Here is a 16,265-nt window from a genome sequence, read left to right as displayed (position 1 = left end):
TGCCGAGGTGGAGAATAATTTCTCCCACTGGCATTTCTCGTTTAGCCTGCTTGAAAGCGAATCGGTTCCCTTCTATGGAACACTTCCTTTATGGCAGGCTCTCACTTAACAGCTTTGCCATGCGGAGCTGCCAATCGGCGCCACTGGCCTTCCATTTAGCCACGACTTCAGTTGGCAAGCACAGGGAAATGTTCTCGACCAAGGTGAGCCGGGATGGCTGACCACTTTTCATTTGCTTCACTGATTCCAGTAAATCCTGTTGGAACTGCTCTTTTTCAGAAACCATCTTGAATCTCCCTTCGTAGCTCGGCACCCGCCGCTGGCAGGAATGATGTCGCCTGCATCCGGATGAGCAGCTATCCAATTGATAAATTCTGTACGCTCTTCATCGCTCCAGATATCCGCCGCGTAGCGTATGAAAACGCTGGTTTCAGCGACGGTACGCATGGCGGGATTTTACGCTTAAATAATGCGATGCCATCAATGTCTCCGTGAAGTAGATACTCCAACGAATGGTATTGAAGATTATTTAATGCGTATTGATCCGCGCCTGAAACGCTACATGTTTGTGGCAATGTGCTCGCGCAGCCATTGGTGGGCCGGGTCGCGGTGTGAGCGTTCGTGCCAGAGCATGACCATGTCGTAGCCGGGAACCTCGACTGGTGGCGCCACGATGCGTAGGGCTGGATTGCCGCGCACCAGCCGCTCGGGCACCATCGCCACCAGGTCGGTGCTGGCCAGCGCCGAGATCACGAACAGGAAGTGCGGCACCGACAGCACCACGCGCCGCGTCAGGCCCGCCTGTGCCAGCGCCTTATCGGTGATGCCGCTAAAGCCGCCGCCGTTTGGCGAGACGATGACGTGTTCCAGTTCGCAGAATTGTTTCAGTGTCGGCCGTCGTTTCAGGCGTGGATGGGCGGCGCGGCCCGCCAGCACGTAGTTCTCCTTGAACAGCATGCGATGACGCAGCTCCGGCGGCGCATCCTCGGCGATGTGGAAAGCCAGGTCGATGATCCCTTGTTCCGCCTGTCGCGTGATGTGCGGCGGTGCCAGTTCCAGCACCGCCAGCCGCGTGCCGGGAGCGGCGGCGCGCAGGCCGGCCATGGCCGGCAGCAGGATGGTCGATTCGCCGTAATCTGTGGCGGCCACGCGCCAGGTCTGCTCCGCCTGTGCGGGATCGAATGGCGCGGCCGGCGCGATGGCGTGTCCCAGCGCCGCCAGCGCCAGCCGCAAAGGCTCACGCAACGCTTCCGCGCGCGCGGTCGGCCGCATGCCGCGCGGCCCCGGCAGCAGCAGCGGATCGCCAAAGATGTCGCGCAGCTTGGCCAGATGCACGCTGATCGACGGCTGCGAGAAATTCAGCCGCTGTGCCGCGCGTGTGACGTTGTGCTCGGCCAGCAGTACATCCAGCGTCACCAGCAGGTTGAGGTCTAGTCGTCTGAGATTATTCATGTCTATAGCTGGAATATCAGGAATTCATTTCTACTATACCTGACGCCAGCCTATGCTGAGGTTTTCCACACGGAGCCTTACATGAACATCCTGATTGTCTACGCCCATCCCGATCCACGCTCGCTGAACGGCGCCTTGAAAGATTACGCTGTCGAGCACCTGCAGGCATCCGGCCATGCGGTGCAGGTCTCGGATCTCTACGCCATGCAATGGCGGCCCACGCTGGAGGCTGGTGAAACGCCCGGCCCCGAGGTGCTGCGCGAGCAGGAAAAGCTGTTATGGGCCGACACGGTGATTTTCCAGTTCCCGCTGTGGTGGTTTTCCATGCCGGCCATCATGAAGGGCTGGGTCGAGCGCGTGTTCAGCCATGGTTTTGGCTACGGTATCGGCGAACATTCCGACCGTCGCTGGGGCGACCGCTACGGCGAGGGCACGCTGGCCGGCAAGCGCGCTATGCTGCTGATAACGGCCGGAGGCTGGGAGCCGCACTACAGCGCACGCGGCATCAATGGCCCGATCGAACAGCTGATGTTCCCCATCCAGCACGGCGTGCTGCATTACGCCGGCATGCAGGTGTTGCCGCCATTCCTGATCTACCGCACCAGCCGCATGGACGAGGCGCGCTTTGCGGCGGCGCGCGCAGAATTAGGTCAGCGCCTGGATACGCTGCACAGCACCGCGCCAATTCCATTCCGCCGCCAGAACCATGGCGACTACGACATTCCCGCGCTGACGCTGAAGAATAAGGTCGCGCCAGATCAGTTCGGTCTGGAAATTCATGTTAAGACGCAGGAATAAAAGTTTACAAAATTAAAATATTGATAATTTTCTGTGGCTCGGTTATTGTCTTAAGTTGTACTTAAAAGAACAACTTTATTTAACCCTGACGGAGAAATTCAATGACCTTAGCCACAAAGAAATTCTTGGCGGCAGCCGTGATGGCTGCCATGGCAAACCTGGCCTCTGCGGCCGCCACCAGTGGCCCACTGTTGACCGGGCTTGGCGGCGACAGCGGTTACGGCACGCGCATCATGGAACCGAATGATGACAGCTCCAGCCTGCAGCAGGCCTTGCCTTTCTCGTTGAATTTCTTTGGCAATAGCTATGACAACTATTTCGTCAACAACAACGGCAATATCTCCTTCGGCCGCGCCTTGTACGAATTCACGCCAGAGGTCTTCCCGATCGCCAACGTACCGATGATCGCGCCATACTGGGGCGACGTCGACACCCGCAACCAGGGTGGATTGAGCAACCCTTTCCATAACAACGTCTACCTGGCCACCACCGGCAGCTCGGTGGTAGTGACCTGGGATACCGTGGGTTACTATGATTACCACAACGACAAGCAGAATACCTTCCAACTGGTGCTGACCGATCGCTCGGCGCAAACCTCGCGCGCCGGCGACTTCGACATGGAGTTCCGCTATGGCCGCCTGGAATGGACGACCGGCGACGCCAGCGGCGGCAACGGTGGTCATGGCGGCAACGCGGCGGTGGCGGGCTGGAATGCCGGCGCGGCGGTGAACTCGTTTGCGCTGGCCGGCTCCGGCACGCAGAATGTGCTGCAACTGCTGAACGGCAGCAACACCGGCCAGACCGGCGTCTACCGCTTTGAAGTGCGCAGCGACGCGCTGGTTGGCAGCACGCCCTACAATCCTATCCTGCCGACCAATCCAGGCTCGGGCGATGGCGCGTGGGAATTCGTCAACGTGCCGGTATCGGCTACCAACCCAGTGTGGTTCGATCCGGACGTGGCAGTGGGCTATGTGTATCAGGTGAATGGCGCCGGCCCGCTGATAAGCTCGGTGATCCTGCCGCAAGGCATCGGGGATGGCCGCTACGATATCTACGTCTGGGAAAACGGTGACTGGAAACTGCTGCAGGGTAATGTGCTGGGCGGCCAGACCTTCAGCTTCGGCACTGCGGTGGACCGCTTCAAGGTGCTAGGCATCGAAGAAAGCGCCGGTCTGAATCCGGCCAGCCCGATTGCTTTCTCGGCCGGCCTGGTGTTCGACCAGAATGGCACGGTCAACCTGAGCCAGCACGCTATTTCGGTGAGCGCCGTGCCCGAGCCGGCAACCTACGCCATGATGGGCGCCGGCCTGGCGATGCTGGGCATGGTGGCGCGTCGCCGCAAGAAGGCGGAATCAGCCGCCTAACTTGTTGTACAGCGTACCGGACCAACGGGCGGTGATGCGGCTGCAATGCATCTCGAACTCATCGCCGTCCTTGGTCTTGGTCGCCTGGAAGTGATTGATGGCGATGCGCGTGGCGTCCTGCAACGCGCCCGCCTCGGTGATCTGCTTCGGTGGTGGCTCGTCGCGGACGTGCAGCAGGTATGCCACTTTTTTCGGATCGCTGTTCTGGTCGTACCAGATCTCCACGCGGATGGCGTCATCATCATGTTCGCTCTCCGCGAAGCACCGGCCCTGTCGCCTCGTTTCAAATTTAAACCGCATCGCGCCCCTCCATAGAACCGATGGAGCAGCCTAGCACGGCTGCCGCGCACGCGAAATATGCTTGCAAATCAGGAGTGTTGCAAGCGCATCCGCAAGCCGATCGGGGACATGGTGAAGGCCATCAGTTCCTCGGGCTCCTTGCCATCGATGGTATCGATCGAGGCGATGTCGAAACTGGACAGCAGCATGGCGCTGGCGATCTTGATTTCGAGTAGCGCCAGGTAGCGCCCCGGACAGGTTCGCAGGCCGGCGCCGAAAGGCATCGAGACGTGCTTGCTGATCGCGCCTTCGCCACGTTGCAGCCAGCGCTCCGGCTGGAACGCCGCCGCCTCCGGCACATGCGATGCCGTCACGCTATCGTTGCGCATCACACACCATAGCAGGCCGCCCTTTGGCACTTGCACATCGCCGACCACGCTGTCACGCAGCGCTTCCAGTGGAATGAATGGCGCCACCGGTTTCAGGCGCATCGCTTCCTGCGCGCAGGCGTCGAGATAATCCAGCGCATCCATTTGTTCGATGGTGAACGCACGCACGTCCGGTGCGATGCGCATGACTTCCTCGCGTGCCTTGTGCATGGCGGCGGGATTTTGCTGTAGCAGGTAAAGCATCCACGCCAGCGTGTTGCTGGTGGTGTCTTCGCCAGCCAGCAGCATGGTGGTGACATTGCCGGCCACCGCGTCGTCGGTGACACCACTGCCGCCTTCATCCGCCGCGCAGATCATTGCCTCCAGCAGGTTGGCCGGATGCGCGCGCCGCGATGGTTCCGCCGCCAGCCGCGCGCGGGCGGCGGCGACCAGCTCATCGACGGCCTTGTTCAATGCCAGCAGGTGTGTGTCCAGCTGACGGTCCTGCGGTAGCTTGAGATAGCGCCAGTAGGGAAAGAGGGCGATCGAACGACGTGCGACGGCCGGCAGCACCACGTCCATGTGGCGCTGAATGACGTCCTCGCCACCATCGATGGTATTGACCTCGGTGCCGAACGCCAGCCCGGCGACAATGTCGATGCTGTAGCGCTTCAGGTCTTCCGCCAGATCGATTGTGTCGCCATCGTGCGCGGCGGTCCGCCAGCGCTGTTGCAGCCGCAGCGCCACGGACACCAGCGATGGGAAATAGGCCTTCACCGCATGGGGCGCCAGCGCCGCCATCACCATGCGCCGCTGATCGCGCCACGCTGTGCCTTCGGCCAGGAACACGCCGGGACGGCCGCCCATTTCATCGGAGATGCTGGCGGTGATGGCCGGGCGGCGGAAGCCATCGGGGCGGTCACGCAGCACGGCGCTGACCAGTTCATGGTCCGCCACCACCAGCAGGGGCGTGCGGCCAAAGGTGATCTTGAATAGCGGGCCATATTGCCGCGCCCATGCTTCCACATCCTGATGGATGCGCAAAGGCCGCATCTGCGGCAGGTTGCCGGCCAGTGGCCAGGGCCGTGGTCCTGGCAGGTCGTTCATGTGGCGTGATCGCATGCGGGCTTTCCTCGATGAAGATGCCTGAGTGTGCGCCTGGCTGCGGCCAGCGTATTGAACGTTTACGACATTGGTATACACTAGCCGGCATGGAAACGCCTACCCGATTGGTCTTCCCGCGCAAGTCGCTGTCGTCGTGCGTGCGGGCTTATGTTTTGCGCAGTACAGTCGAGACGCCGCTCACCGAGCGCGAGGACCGCTACAACCATTATCCGGCCACGCCGCACTGCTCGGTCACCTTTTACATCGAGGGCGACGTGGAAGTGGTTGATCCGCCAGGCGTGACGCCGGACCAGTTCCGCGCTGTCTTCTGCGGACCGCAGACGCGGCCGCTGAGTACTTACAATCCCGGCCCGGTGCGCATGCTGATGGTGATGTTTTATCCGCAGGCGCTGCACACGCTGTCCGGCGTGGATATCTCGGCGTGGGTGGATCGCTGGGCATCGGCAGGCGAGGTGCTGGGCCCCGCGTGGCACACCTTGACGCAAGCAGTGTTGAACGCGCCCGATGACGCCGGGCGGCTGGCGTTGATCGAGGAATTCCTGGAGCCGCGCTGGCAGGCTACGCGTCCCGGCGGCGCTGGTGCGCTGGCCGGCGACTGGGTACGCCACCTGGCCGCGCAAGCCGCCGATACCGCGCTGGGACGCGGCGTGCGCAACATCGAGCGCCGCATCAAGATCCGCGCCGGCCAGCCGCTGCGCAAGCTGCTGCGCTTCCAGCGCGCCGAACACTCCTTCTTTGAGGCGCGTGAAGAATACCTGGCCGGCAAGGCGGTATGGTCCGACATCGCCGCGCGCGGCGGCTACTCGGACCAGGCCCACTTCTGCCGCGAAGCGCGCGAGATCACCGGCCACAGTCCACTGGAACTGGCGCGCGTGCTGGCGTCCAGCGACGAGAGCTACTGGATCTATCGCGTGTGGACGTGACGCTTCTCATGCTGGCAGCAGCGCCGCGACCAGGTTGCGGCCGTTGCGCTTGGCCTGATACAAGGCGCGGTCAGCGGCGCCGATCAGGGCTTCGATTTCCACCGGCGTTTCGGGCTTCTGCGTGGCGATGCCAATGCTGACCGTCACCCGTTGCGATGGATCGGTGTTGCGTTCGTGCGGTATCGCCAGTTCCTGCGCCCGCGCGCGTATCGCCTCGGCCATCAGCAAGGCCTGATCGACATCGGTCTCCGGCAGGATCATCGCGAATTCCTCGCCGCCATAGCGCGCCATCAGGTCGCAGGGACGCTTGAGCATTTCTGCCAGCGCGCCGGCCACCTGGATCAGGCACTGGTCGCCTTTCTGGTGGCCGTAATGGTCGTTGTAAGCCTTGAAGTGGTCGATGTCGATCATCAGCAGTGACAAAGGCGTGGCGCCACGCTTGGCGCGCCGGTGTTCCTTCTCCATCGCTACATCGAAGTGGCGGCGGTTGGCGATGCCGGTCAGGCCGTCGGAGAAGGTCTGCGAACGCAGCACCATGGTCTGCTCGCGCAGCAGCCGTTCGCGTCCGACGGCGATGCTGACATCGCTGACCTGGATCAGGCAGTGGCGCGGCGCGCCTTGCACGTCGACCGGCGTGACTTCGACCGCCTGCTGGATGCGTTCATCGCGCAGGTATAGCGCAAAAGGCGCCTTGTTCAGCGTCTGCGACAGCAGCGACGGGAAGTTGTTATACAGCGCGTACTGGATGGCGGTGTCGACCCGGCCGCCGCGCAGCTCGGGACAGACGGCAAAGAAGTCGCGGCCGATCACCTGTTCATGCGTCAGGCCGGAATGCCGGACCATCCACGCATTCCACAGCACGATGCGGCGCTCGTGATCCAGTACGACGGCGCCCAGGCTCACCGCGCAGAACACGCTTTCCAGCAGGGGCAGGCGGAGCGGGTCCATGTCAGCCCTGTCCCATCGCGCGCGCGATGTAGAGATTGATCTGGTCTTTGAGGTCGTGCAGCGCGGAGATGGCCAGCACAAACGCCACGTAGCCGTGGATCTGGTGCTTCTCCAGCACGAAGTCGATGTGCAGCATCAGCACCACCGTGTCGGCCTGGCTGCCGGCTGCCGTCGCGCTGAGGATTTCATCGCTGGTGCCAACGTGGTACTGCGGCAGCGAGCCTTGCAGCTCGCGCTGGAAGATATTCGCCAGCGTGCCGACGCAGGAGTTCAGCATGATATTACCGATCTCGCACATGGCTTCCTGCTCCATTTCGGTCAGCTCCTTCAGTGGCACCGACTCGCCGACCATCAGCCGCACGATCTCCAGGCTTTTATCTTCGGGGAACATGAGGATGGCTTCCGTCTCGAAGGCGCCAGTGTAATGCTGGCTGACGCCGCAGATGCGTTCCGGGCCTGTGTCGCTGGCGCCCAGCAGCCGCGCCGCCTCGGCCCTTGGAATGAAGCTGATCGACGGCACCGACATGCGCACCGCCTCATTGACGATGGCGCTCATCGAGGCGGCCGCGTGGCCGACGCCGATGTTGAAGATCTCGATCAGCGCATCGTTCTCCAGTTCGGACAGCTGGAACATGCTCTACGCCGCTTCCAGCGTGGCGACCAGCTGGGCGATGCGCGCCTCGGTGATCGGCTTCTCGACAAAGCCGATGCCCATGGCACTGGCGCGCTCGCGGGTGGCGGTTTGCACATTAGCCGTCAGCAGCGAGATCGGTATGGCGGGGAATTCCTGGCGCAGCTGCTCGGCGGCGGCGATGCCGCCCATGCCGGGCATGTTGACGTCCATCAGGATCAAATCGGGCGTAGTGTGGCGCGCCTTGACCAGCGATTCCTCGCCGGTGGCGGCTTCCTCGACAATCCAGTCGGCGCGCAGGCCGGACAGGTATTGCCGCGCCATCATGCGCGACACGCGGCTGTCATCGACTATCAGGACGGTTTTGGTGCTGGCCATGTCTCTTTTCCCCGATGGATCTTTTTAACCATTCTCGCATATCCCATGGCCAAACTGACTATAGTGTTGCATTTGTTGTACGCTGATTCGGTAAAAATCGGGATGGTAAAATAGCGTTATCCGATTTCCCATCTCTTATGTATTTATCATGACCCAAGACGAACTGAAACAAGCCGTAGCCCGCTCCGCCATTGACTATGTGGTGGAAAACGAGATCATTGGCGTCGGCACCGGCTCCACCGCCAACTTCTTCATTGATGAGCTGGCCAAGATCAAGCACAAGATCAAGGGCACCGTGGCCTCGTCGGAAGCCACCGCCGCCCGTCTGCGTGGTCACGGCATTGACGTGTTCGACCTGAACGATGTGGCGGAAATCGCCGTCTACATCGATGGCGCCGACGAGATCGACGCTTCCGGCGCCATGATCAAGGGCGGCGGTGCTGCGCTGACGCGTGAAAAGATTGTCGCTTCGGTATCGAAACAGTTCGTCTGCATCGCCGACGGCTCGAAGCTGGTAGATGTGATGGGCAAGTTCCCGCTGCCGGTGGAAGTGATTCCGATGGCGCGCGCGTCGGTGGCGCGTGAGCTGGTCAAGCTGGGCGGCACGCCGAAGCTGCGCCTGAAAGCCGGCACGGAAGAGGCGTTTGTGACCGACAACGGCGGTTATCTGCTGGATGTGGCGGGCCTGTCGATTACCGAGCCGAAGGCGCTGGAAGCGCAGATCAATCAGATCGTTGGCGTGATTGCGGTGGGGCTGTTTGCGGCGCGTGGCGCCAATGTGTGCCTGCTGGGCACGGCGGAAGGTGTGAAAACGCTGAAGTTCTAAGGAAGAGATGCTCCCCGGCTGTGGCCGGGGAGTGGGCTGGCCTAAGCTTACTCGGCCGGTGGCACGTAGCCTTGTGCCGCATCGGCGCCGTCGCCGAAGAAGTGTTTTTCCATCTGTGCGGCCAGATATTTGCGGGCGCGCTGGTCGGCCAGGTTCAGGCGGTTTTCATTGACCAGCATGGTCTGGTGCTTGAGCCACTGGGCCCACGCTTCCTTGGACACTTGCTCCCAGATCTTCTTACCCAGTTCACCCGGATACGGCGGGAAGTCCAAGCCCTCGGCTTCCTTGTTGAGTTTAATGCATTGAACGGTGCGGGCCATGTGGGTTGCTCCTAAAGCTATCTGTAAAATAGTGATTATAAGGTCTTAATCAAAACCTGGGATTTGCGCTGCCAGTTATACATGCGCTGGCGGTCCTTCGGCAGGGCGTCCACCGTGGCCGGATGGAAGCCGCGCTTGATGAACCAGTGCGCTGTGCGGGTGGTCAGCACGAACAGTTTCTGAATGCCCATGGCGCGTGCGCGGTTTTCCATGTGCTTGAGGATGCGGTCGCCGTCGCCCTGGCCCTGTACTTCCGGGTTGACGGTCAGGCAGGCCATTTCGGCCATTTTCTGTTCCGGGAACGGATACAACGCAGCACAGCCGAACAGCACGCCATCGTGGTCGATGACCGAGAACAGGTCGATTTCGCGCTCGATCAGCTCGCGGCCGCGCTTGACCAGCGTGCCGTCGGCTTCCAGTGGCTCGATCAGCTTGATAATCCCGCCAACGTCCTCAATTGTGGCGGGACGCAGCGATTCCAGGTTCTCGTGCGAGATCATGGTGCCCACGCCATCGTGGGTGAACAGTTCCAGCAGTGCCGAGCCATCCATGTCGAACGAGACGATGTGCGAGCGCTCGACGCCGTTGTCGCAGGCCTTGATGCAGTGCTTCAGGTAGAAGGCGGTGGCGTCCGGCAGGAAGCCGGCTTGCAGCACGGCTTCCGCTTGGTGCGACGACAGCTCGCGGATTTCGGCGCCGGTGGCGTCGGCCATCAGCGGAGTCTCGGTGATGAAGATCAGCTTGTCGGCGTGCAGCGAGATGGCGGCGCTGCACGCCACGTCTTCCATGGTCAGGTTGAACGCCTCGCCGGTGGGCGAGAAGCCCAGCGGCGACAGCAGCACCAGGCCGTCCGAGCCGAGGATGGAGTGAATGGTTTCCGCGTCCACCTTGCGGGTCACGCCGGTCAGTTCCAGGTCGACGCCGTCGATGACGCCCAGCGGGCGGGCGGTGATGAAGTTGCCGGAAATGATACGGATCGCCGCATTGGACATCGGCGTGTTCGGCAAGCCCTGGCTGAACGCGGCCTCGATATCGAGGCGCAGTTCGCCGGCGGCTTCCTTGGCGCATTCCATGGCGGCGGTGTCGGTGATCCGCACGCCGTTGTGGAAGCGGCCTTCGACGTTACGCAGGGCCAGCTGTTCGGCCACTTGCGGGCGCGAGCCGTAGACTACGGTGACATTGATGTCCAGCGCATGCAGCAGCGACAGGTCGTGGGCCAGCACCGGCAGCGCGCCGGCGGCAACCAGTTCACCTGGGAAGGCGACCACGAAGGTCTTGCCACGGAAAGCGTGGATGTAAGGCGCGACAGAGCGCAGCCATTGGACGAATTGGGTAGGGTTTTCCATTAGCCGCATTATAATTCGGGGCGCGACGTCCGCGCCAAATACCTTTGTAAAAAACAATGTCAGAAGCCAGCAACAAGCCACAGAAACCGTCTTCCAGCCCTCAAACCGCTGCCAACCGTCCCGCGCCAGCCGCCCAGGCCCGCGCCGGGCAGGGCCAGCCACGCCCGCAAGGCGAGCGCGCTCCGCGCGGCGAGGGCGGCGCGCAGCGACCCGCAGGCCAGCCGCAGCAGGGCCGCAATCCGCGTGCTGCTGGCGCCGAGCCCCGTGTGGACGGCGCCGCGCCGCAGGGCCGTGGCCCGCGTGATCTCCGTGTGGACAGCGCCTCGCCGCAGGGCCGTGGTCCGCGTCCGGCGGGTGCCGAGTCGCGTGGGCCGCGTGGCCCCCGCCCTGAGGGGGATGCTGGCGAGCGTGGAGCGCGTCGTGATGGCCGGCCACCGCGTTTGACGCCGGAGGAACAGGCGGCGCGCGAGGCCGAGCGTAATGTCCGCAATCCGCTGCCGCCGATCACCTTCCCTGAAGACTTGCCGGTCTCCGGCCGCCGCCACGAAATCGCCGAGGCGCTGCAAAATAACCAGGTCATCATCGTCTCGGGCGAAACCGGTTCCGGCAAAACCACCCAGCTGCCGAAGATCTGCCTGGAACTCGGCCGTGGCCAGAAAGGCCTGATCGGCCACACCCAGCCACGCCGTATTGCCGCCTCGTCGACTGCCAAGCGCATCGCCGTGGAACTCGGCTCGCCGCTGGGCGAACACGTCGGCTTCAAGGTGCGCTTCGCCGACACGCTGCAAAAAGGCGCATCGGTCAAGCTGATGACCGACGGTATCCTGCTGACCGAAACGCAAAGCGATCCGCTGCTCAAGGCCTACGACACCATCATCATCGACGAGGCCCACGAGCGCAGCCTGAACATCGACTTCCTGTTGGGCTACCTGAAGCAGCTGCTGCCGCGCCGCCCGGACCTGAAAATCATCATCACCTCCGCGACGATTGACGCCGACCGCTTCGCGCGCCACTTCGGCACGCCGGAGAAACCGGCGCCGGTGATTGAAGTCTCCGGCCGCCTGTACAAGGTGGAAGTGCGCTACCGCCCGATCGAGAGCGACGTGCCGGCCGGCGCCAACGCCGCCGCCATCGCCAACGCCGAAGGCAAGGGCGCGCGCACCGCCGCCGCCCGCGAAAAACGCGATCTGATGGATGCCGTGGTCGACGGCGTCGACGAACTGGCGCGCATCGGTTCCGGCGACATCCTGGTGTTCCTGCCGGGCGAACGTGAAATCCGCGACACCGCCGAAGCGCTGCGCAAGCACCACCCGCCGCATGTGGAAATCCTGCCGCTGTTCGCCCGACTGTCGGCAGAGGAGCAGGAGCGCGTCTTCAAGACCAGCAACGCGCGCCGCATCGTGCTGTCCACCAACGTGGCCGAGACGTCGCTGACCGTGCCCGGCATCCGCTATGTGGTGGACGCCGGCCTGGCGCGCGTGAAACGCTACAGCTACCGCAACAAGGTCGAGCAATTGCAGATCGAGCCGATCGCGCAATCGGCCGCCAACCAGCGCGCCGGCCGTTGCGGCCGTGTCGCCGATGGCGTCTGCATCCGCCTGTACGACGAACAGGACTTCCTGCAGCGTCCTAAGTTCACCGAGCCGGAAATCCTGCGCTCGTCGCTGGCTTCGGTCATCCTGCGCATGAAGACGCTGCATCTGGCCGATGTGGAGACTTTCCCGTTCATCGAGCCGCCGCTGGCGCGCGCGATTGCGGATGGCTACCAGCTGCTGCAGGAACTGGGCGCGGTCGACGAATACAACCAGATCACGCCCCTCGGCAAGAAGCTGGCCAAGCTGCCGCTGGACCCGCGCGTCGGCCGCATGATCCTGGCCGCGCTGGACAACGTCTGCCTGAACGAAGTGCTGATCATCGCCTCCGCGTTGTCGGTGCAAGACCCGCGCGACCGTCCGCTGGAACACCAGCAGGCCGCCGATGAGGCGCACAAGAAGTTCGCCGACGAGAAGTCCGAATTCCTCAGCTATATCAAGATCTGGAAGTGGTTTGAAAGCGCGATTGAGCACAAAAAGACCAACCGCCAGTTGCAGGACAACTGCCGCAGCAACTTCCTGTCGCAACTGCGCCTGCGCGAATGGCGCGACGTGCATTCGCAACTGCTGACGATCGTGAAAGAGCAGGGCTGGCGCCTGAACGAAGCACCTGCCACCTACGAGAACCTGCACATGGCGCTTCTTACCGGCTTGCTGGGCAATGTCGGCTTCAAGCAGGAAGACGATCCTGGCTTCCTCGGCGCGCGCGGCATCAAATTCAATATCTGGCCGGGTTCCTCGCTGAGCAAGAAGCCTGGCAAGTGGATCATGGCGGCCGAGCTGGTGGATACCACGCGTCTGTACGCGCGCTGCATCGCACAGATCCAGCCGGAGTGGCTGGAGAAGGTCGGTGGCCATCTGCTGAAGAAATCGTGGGGCGAGCCGCGCTGGGAAAAACGTTCGGCGCAAGTTACCGCGTCCGAGCGCGCCACCTTGTATGGACTGGTGGTGTACAGCCAGCGCCGCATTAACTATGGCGTCTTCAATCCGGTTGAGGCGCGCGAAATCTTCATCCGTGATGCGCTGGTTGGCGGCGACTACGAAACCCGCGCGCCGTTCTTCGCGCATAACCACAAGCTGATTAAAGAGATCGAGAACCTCGAACACAAGTCGCGCCGTCAGGACGTGTTGGTCGACGATGAGCTGATCGCCGCTTTCTACGACAAGCTGATTCCAGCCGACGTAGTGAACGGCGCCGGCTTCGAGAAGTGGCACAAGGATGTCACGACCCAGGAACCGAAACTGCTGTTCCTGAATCGCGATGAACTGATGCGCCACGAAGCGGCAGGCGTGACCACCGACCTGTTCCCGAAGAAGATGAATGTCTCCGGCCTGGAACTGGCGCTGACCTATCACTTCGAACCGGGCAGCGTGCGCGATGGTGTAACGTTGGCGGTGCCGCTGTATGCGCTGAACCAGCTGTCGCGCGAGCGTTGCGAATGGCTGGTGCCGGGCATGCTGAAGGAGAAGGTCCATCTGCTGCTGAAATCCCTGCCTCAGAAGCTGCGTCGCCATTGCGTGCCGCTGCCGGATTACGCGGCCAGATTCTGCGAGCGCATCGAAGAGAAGCATGCCTTCGGCCGTGGTGAACTGATTGACGCCATCATCGCCGACATCCGCGCGCAGATCACGATTACGCCGCTGACCACCGACTTCAAGCCGGAAACGCTGTCGGCACACCACTTCATGAACTTCAAGGTGATCGACGAGCATGGCCGCCAGCTGGACATGGGTCGCAATCTCGCTACTTTGCAAGCGGAGTACGGTACGCAGGCGCGTGAGAGCTTCCAGAAGATGGCGGAAGCCTCCGGCCCGCAGGCGACAGTCGCCGCGCGCGCGGTGATCCCGGCGAAGGGCGGTGTTGTCACTGCGGGCGCTTCTGCGGCCCCGGCCGTCGGCGCGGGTGCCGGCAGCGCGGGCGGGAAGGGCGCTGCGTCTCCCGGTGCGCCAGCCAGCAACATCACACTGACCAACCTGACCTCGTGGACCTTCGGCGAACTGCCGGAGCTACTGGAAATCGCCCAAGGCAAGCTGACGCTGATCGGCTTCCCCGCACTGGTCGACAAAGGCACGCACTGCGACCTGGAAGTCTTCGACGACCCAACCGTGGCCGCACGCACCCACCGCATCGGCCTGCGCCGCCTGTTCGCGTTGCAGATGAAAGATCAGATCAAGTTCATCGAAAAGAGCATCCCGAACCTGCAACAAATGGGCATGCAGTTCATGAGCATGGGCACGCAGGAAGAACTGCGCGAGCAGATCATCAACAAGGCACTGGACATCGCCTGCCTGCAAGACCCGTTGCCGATCGATGCAGCCACTTTCACAAAGCGCAAGGACGAAGGCAAATCGCGCCTGGTTCTGCTGGTGAATGAGATTGCGCGTCTGCTGTCGCAAGTGCTGACCGAATTCCACGGTCTGCCGAAGCGTCTGCAAGGCCTGCCGCAACAGGCCGCGCAGGACATGCAACAACAGTTGCAAGGTCTGGTGCACAAGCGCTTCCTGCAAGAGAACGAATACAGCCAGTTGTCGCACTTCCCGCGCTACCTGAAGGCGATGAACGTGCGGATCGAAAAGCTGCGTGGCGATCCTTCCCGCGATACGAAATTGATGGCGGAATGGCAGCAGGCCGCAGCGGCTTATCTGCGTGCGAGCCGCGACAAGTCGGCCGGCAAGAACACCGATCCGAAGATTGTGGAGTTCCGCTGGATGCTGGAGGAGCTGCGCGTATCGCTGTTTGCACAGGAACTGAGGACGCCGATGCCGGTGTCGGCAAAACGTCTGCAAAAAGTGTGGGAGTCCATGCTGCGCTAAGCGCGTTAGCGAACGTGTGGTGGTGCGGCTTTCCGGTAGACTGTTTTGCAACAGGAGGACGTTGCGATGGCCAAGACCGGAAAGCTGCTGCGTAGTCTGATCCGCGCAGGCACGCGCACCGCCAAACTATTCGCCGCCGCCACGATGCCGCCTAAGCCACGAAAGCCACGAAAGCCCCGCGCCGCCAAGCCACTCGCCTCAGGCGCTGTTGCCGCGCCACCGGCCGTCGCACCGGGCAAATGGCTCTCCGGTCATGCACCAAACGTAGCCGGGCAGCGCATGAGCTACTGGCTTTACTTGCCAAACAATCGCTCTGAAAACGGCATGCCACTGGTCGTCATGTTGCACGGCTGTCAGCAGACCGCCACCCAGTTCGCCCAAGGCGCGCGCATGAACCTGCATGCGGAAAAAATGGGCTGCGCCGTCCTCTATCCGCAGCAACTGGTGAGCAGCCATTCACACCGCTGCTGGAAATGGTACGAACGCGCCACGCAGGACGGCGGTGGCGACGTCCCTACAATCATCGGCATCGTTCACAAGGTGCTGATGCAATACGCTATTGACCGTTCGCGGATCTACGTTGCCGGCATTTCGGCCGGCGCCGGCATGGCCGACATCCTCGCACTGAACCACCCAAGACTGTTCGCCGCCATCGGCCTGCACTCAGGCCCGGTCTTTGGCGCAGGCCACAGCTCACTGGGCGCACTCAGCGTCATGAACAACGGCGCCCTCGGCCTGCGTGCCGACATCGCCGTCCAGGAAATCCTGCAACGCCACCCGCAATTCCCCGGTATGCCCGCCATCCTGTTTCAGGGCGAGAGTGATAACGTCGTCAAATCCATCAACCAGATCCAGCTGACGCGTCAAAGCCTGCTGCTGAACCGGCTGTCCTCGCCGGCCAAGGTCACAGAAAGACGCCACTATCGCCTGCTCGACTACTACGAAGGCCGCAAGCTGCTGCTGCGCGTGGCACAAGTGTACAAGCTTGAACACGCATGGAGCGGCGGCGATCCGGCATTCAAATTCAACGACCGCTCCGGTCCGAATGCAAGCAAAATGATGCTGGAATTTTTCGCCCGCCACCGCCGGGTATAAACGGCT

Annotated in this window: 15 protein-coding genes; 6 read left to right on the top strand and 9 right to left on the bottom strand. The window is 62.4% G+C overall.

All coding sequences use genetic code 11. The annotated features are described in order from the left end of the window. Positions 1–88 precede the first annotated feature (88 nt). Together BLS51_RS29960 and BLS51_RS07545 are read right to left on the bottom strand one after the other, a co-directional pair. A complete protein-coding gene (locus BLS51_RS29960; RefSeq protein WP_217636436.1) occupies positions 89–286 on the bottom strand; it encodes a BrnA antitoxin family protein in 198 nt (65 codons plus the stop codon). 272 nt (positions 287–558) lie between these two features. Beyond that, positions 559–1,452, bottom strand: a complete 894-nt coding sequence (locus tag BLS51_RS07545) for a LysR family transcriptional regulator (RefSeq protein WP_090182011.1) — start codon at positions 1,450–1,452, stop codon at positions 559–561. 81 nt (positions 1,453–1,533) lie between these two features. On the opposite strand from BLS51_RS07545, the gene BLS51_RS07540 reads away from it, so the two are divergent. Together BLS51_RS07540 and BLS51_RS07535 are read left to right on the top strand one after the other, a co-directional pair. Continuing rightward, positions 1,534–2,250 carry an NAD(P)H-dependent oxidoreductase gene (locus tag BLS51_RS07540; RefSeq protein ID WP_090182013.1) on the top strand — a complete coding sequence of 239 codons (717 nt, stop codon included), beginning with the start codon at positions 1,534–1,536 and terminating at the stop codon, positions 2,248–2,250. A 101-nt stretch (positions 2,251–2,351) separates the two neighbouring features. Beyond that, entirely contained in the window at positions 2,352–3,614 is a 1,263-nt protein-coding gene (locus tag BLS51_RS07535; RefSeq protein ID WP_090182015.1) for a nidogen-like domain-containing protein, read from the top strand. On the opposite strand, the gene BLS51_RS07530 is transcribed toward BLS51_RS07535, so the two are convergent. Together BLS51_RS07530 and BLS51_RS07525 are read right to left on the bottom strand one after the other, a co-directional pair. Continuing rightward, positions 3,603–3,914 carry a hypothetical protein gene (locus BLS51_RS07530; RefSeq protein WP_090182018.1) on the bottom strand — a complete coding sequence of 104 codons (312 nt, stop codon included), beginning with the start codon at positions 3,912–3,914 and terminating at the stop codon, positions 3,603–3,605. The two genes, BLS51_RS07535 and BLS51_RS07530, sit on opposite strands and share 12 nt — an antisense overlap. 68 nt (positions 3,915–3,982) lie before the next feature. Next, the gene (locus BLS51_RS07525) at positions 3,983–5,383 is read right to left on the bottom strand and encodes a cytochrome P450 (protein ID WP_090182021.1); all 1,401 of its coding nucleotides are present in this window, start codon (positions 5,381–5,383) and stop codon (positions 3,983–3,985) included. A gap of 89 nt (positions 5,384–5,472) precedes the next feature. On the opposite strand from BLS51_RS07525, the gene BLS51_RS07520 reads away from it, so the two are divergent. Further along, positions 5,473–6,309 (top strand): helix-turn-helix domain-containing protein, encoded by an 837-nt coding sequence (locus BLS51_RS07520; protein WP_090182023.1) that lies wholly within the window; start codon positions 5,473–5,475, stop codon positions 6,307–6,309. 6 nt (positions 6,310–6,315) lie between these two features. Here BLS51_RS07520 and BLS51_RS07515 read toward each other — a convergent pair whose 3' ends face one another. Genes BLS51_RS07515 through BLS51_RS07505 form a run of 3 tightly spaced genes read right to left on the bottom strand, consistent with a single transcriptional unit; the run spans position 6,316 to position 8,266 of the window. Next, positions 6,316–7,257, bottom strand: a complete 942-nt coding sequence (locus tag BLS51_RS07515) for a sensor domain-containing diguanylate cyclase (protein ID WP_090182028.1) — start codon at positions 7,255–7,257, stop codon at positions 6,316–6,318. 1 nt (position 7,258) lies between these two features. Beyond that, a complete protein-coding gene (locus BLS51_RS07510) occupies positions 7,259–7,891 on the bottom strand; it encodes a chemotaxis protein CheC (RefSeq protein WP_090182030.1) in 633 nt (210 codons plus the stop codon). A 3-nt stretch (positions 7,892–7,894) separates the two neighbouring features. Continuing rightward, complete coding sequence (locus BLS51_RS07505) at positions 7,895–8,266, bottom strand: response regulator (protein WP_090182032.1); 372 nt, start codon at positions 8,264–8,266, stop codon at positions 7,895–7,897. A gap of 148 nt (positions 8,267–8,414) precedes the next feature. On the opposite strand from BLS51_RS07505, the gene rpiA reads away from it, so the two are divergent. Continuing rightward, positions 8,415–9,092: a ribose-5-phosphate isomerase RpiA gene (gene rpiA, locus BLS51_RS07500; protein WP_090182034.1), complete on the top strand. Its 678-nt coding sequence runs from the start codon at positions 8,415–8,417 to the stop codon at positions 9,090–9,092. A gap of 47 nt (positions 9,093–9,139) precedes the next feature. Here the strand turns inward: rpiA and BLS51_RS07495 are convergent, their stop codons facing one another. Continuing rightward, entirely contained in the window at positions 9,140–9,412 is a 273-nt protein-coding gene (locus BLS51_RS07495; RefSeq protein ID WP_090182037.1) for an oxidative damage protection protein, read from the bottom strand. Positions 9,413–9,447: 35 nt separating this feature from the next. After that, positions 9,448–10,758, bottom strand: coding sequence for an amino-acid N-acetyltransferase (argA, locus tag BLS51_RS07490; protein ID WP_090182039.1), 1,311 nt, complete (start codon positions 10,756–10,758; stop codon positions 9,448–9,450). Between the two features lie 56 nt (positions 10,759–10,814). Between argA and hrpA the strand changes: the two genes are divergently transcribed. Further along, entirely contained in the window at positions 10,815–15,164 is a 4,350-nt protein-coding gene (gene hrpA / locus BLS51_RS07485; RefSeq protein ID WP_229207519.1) for an ATP-dependent RNA helicase HrpA, read from the top strand. Between the two features lie 66 nt (positions 15,165–15,230). Next, a complete protein-coding gene (locus BLS51_RS07480) occupies positions 15,231–16,259 on the top strand; it encodes an extracellular catalytic domain type 1 short-chain-length polyhydroxyalkanoate depolymerase (RefSeq protein WP_175472534.1) in 1,029 nt (342 codons plus the stop codon). Positions 16,260–16,265: the final 6 nt, after the last annotated feature.

It is taken from the genome of Duganella sp. OV510 (assembly GCF_900100205.1).
Classification (GTDB): domain Bacteria; phylum Pseudomonadota; class Gammaproteobacteria; order Burkholderiales; family Burkholderiaceae_D; genus Rugamonas.
This window is presented reverse-complemented; position numbering and strand designations above follow the sequence as displayed.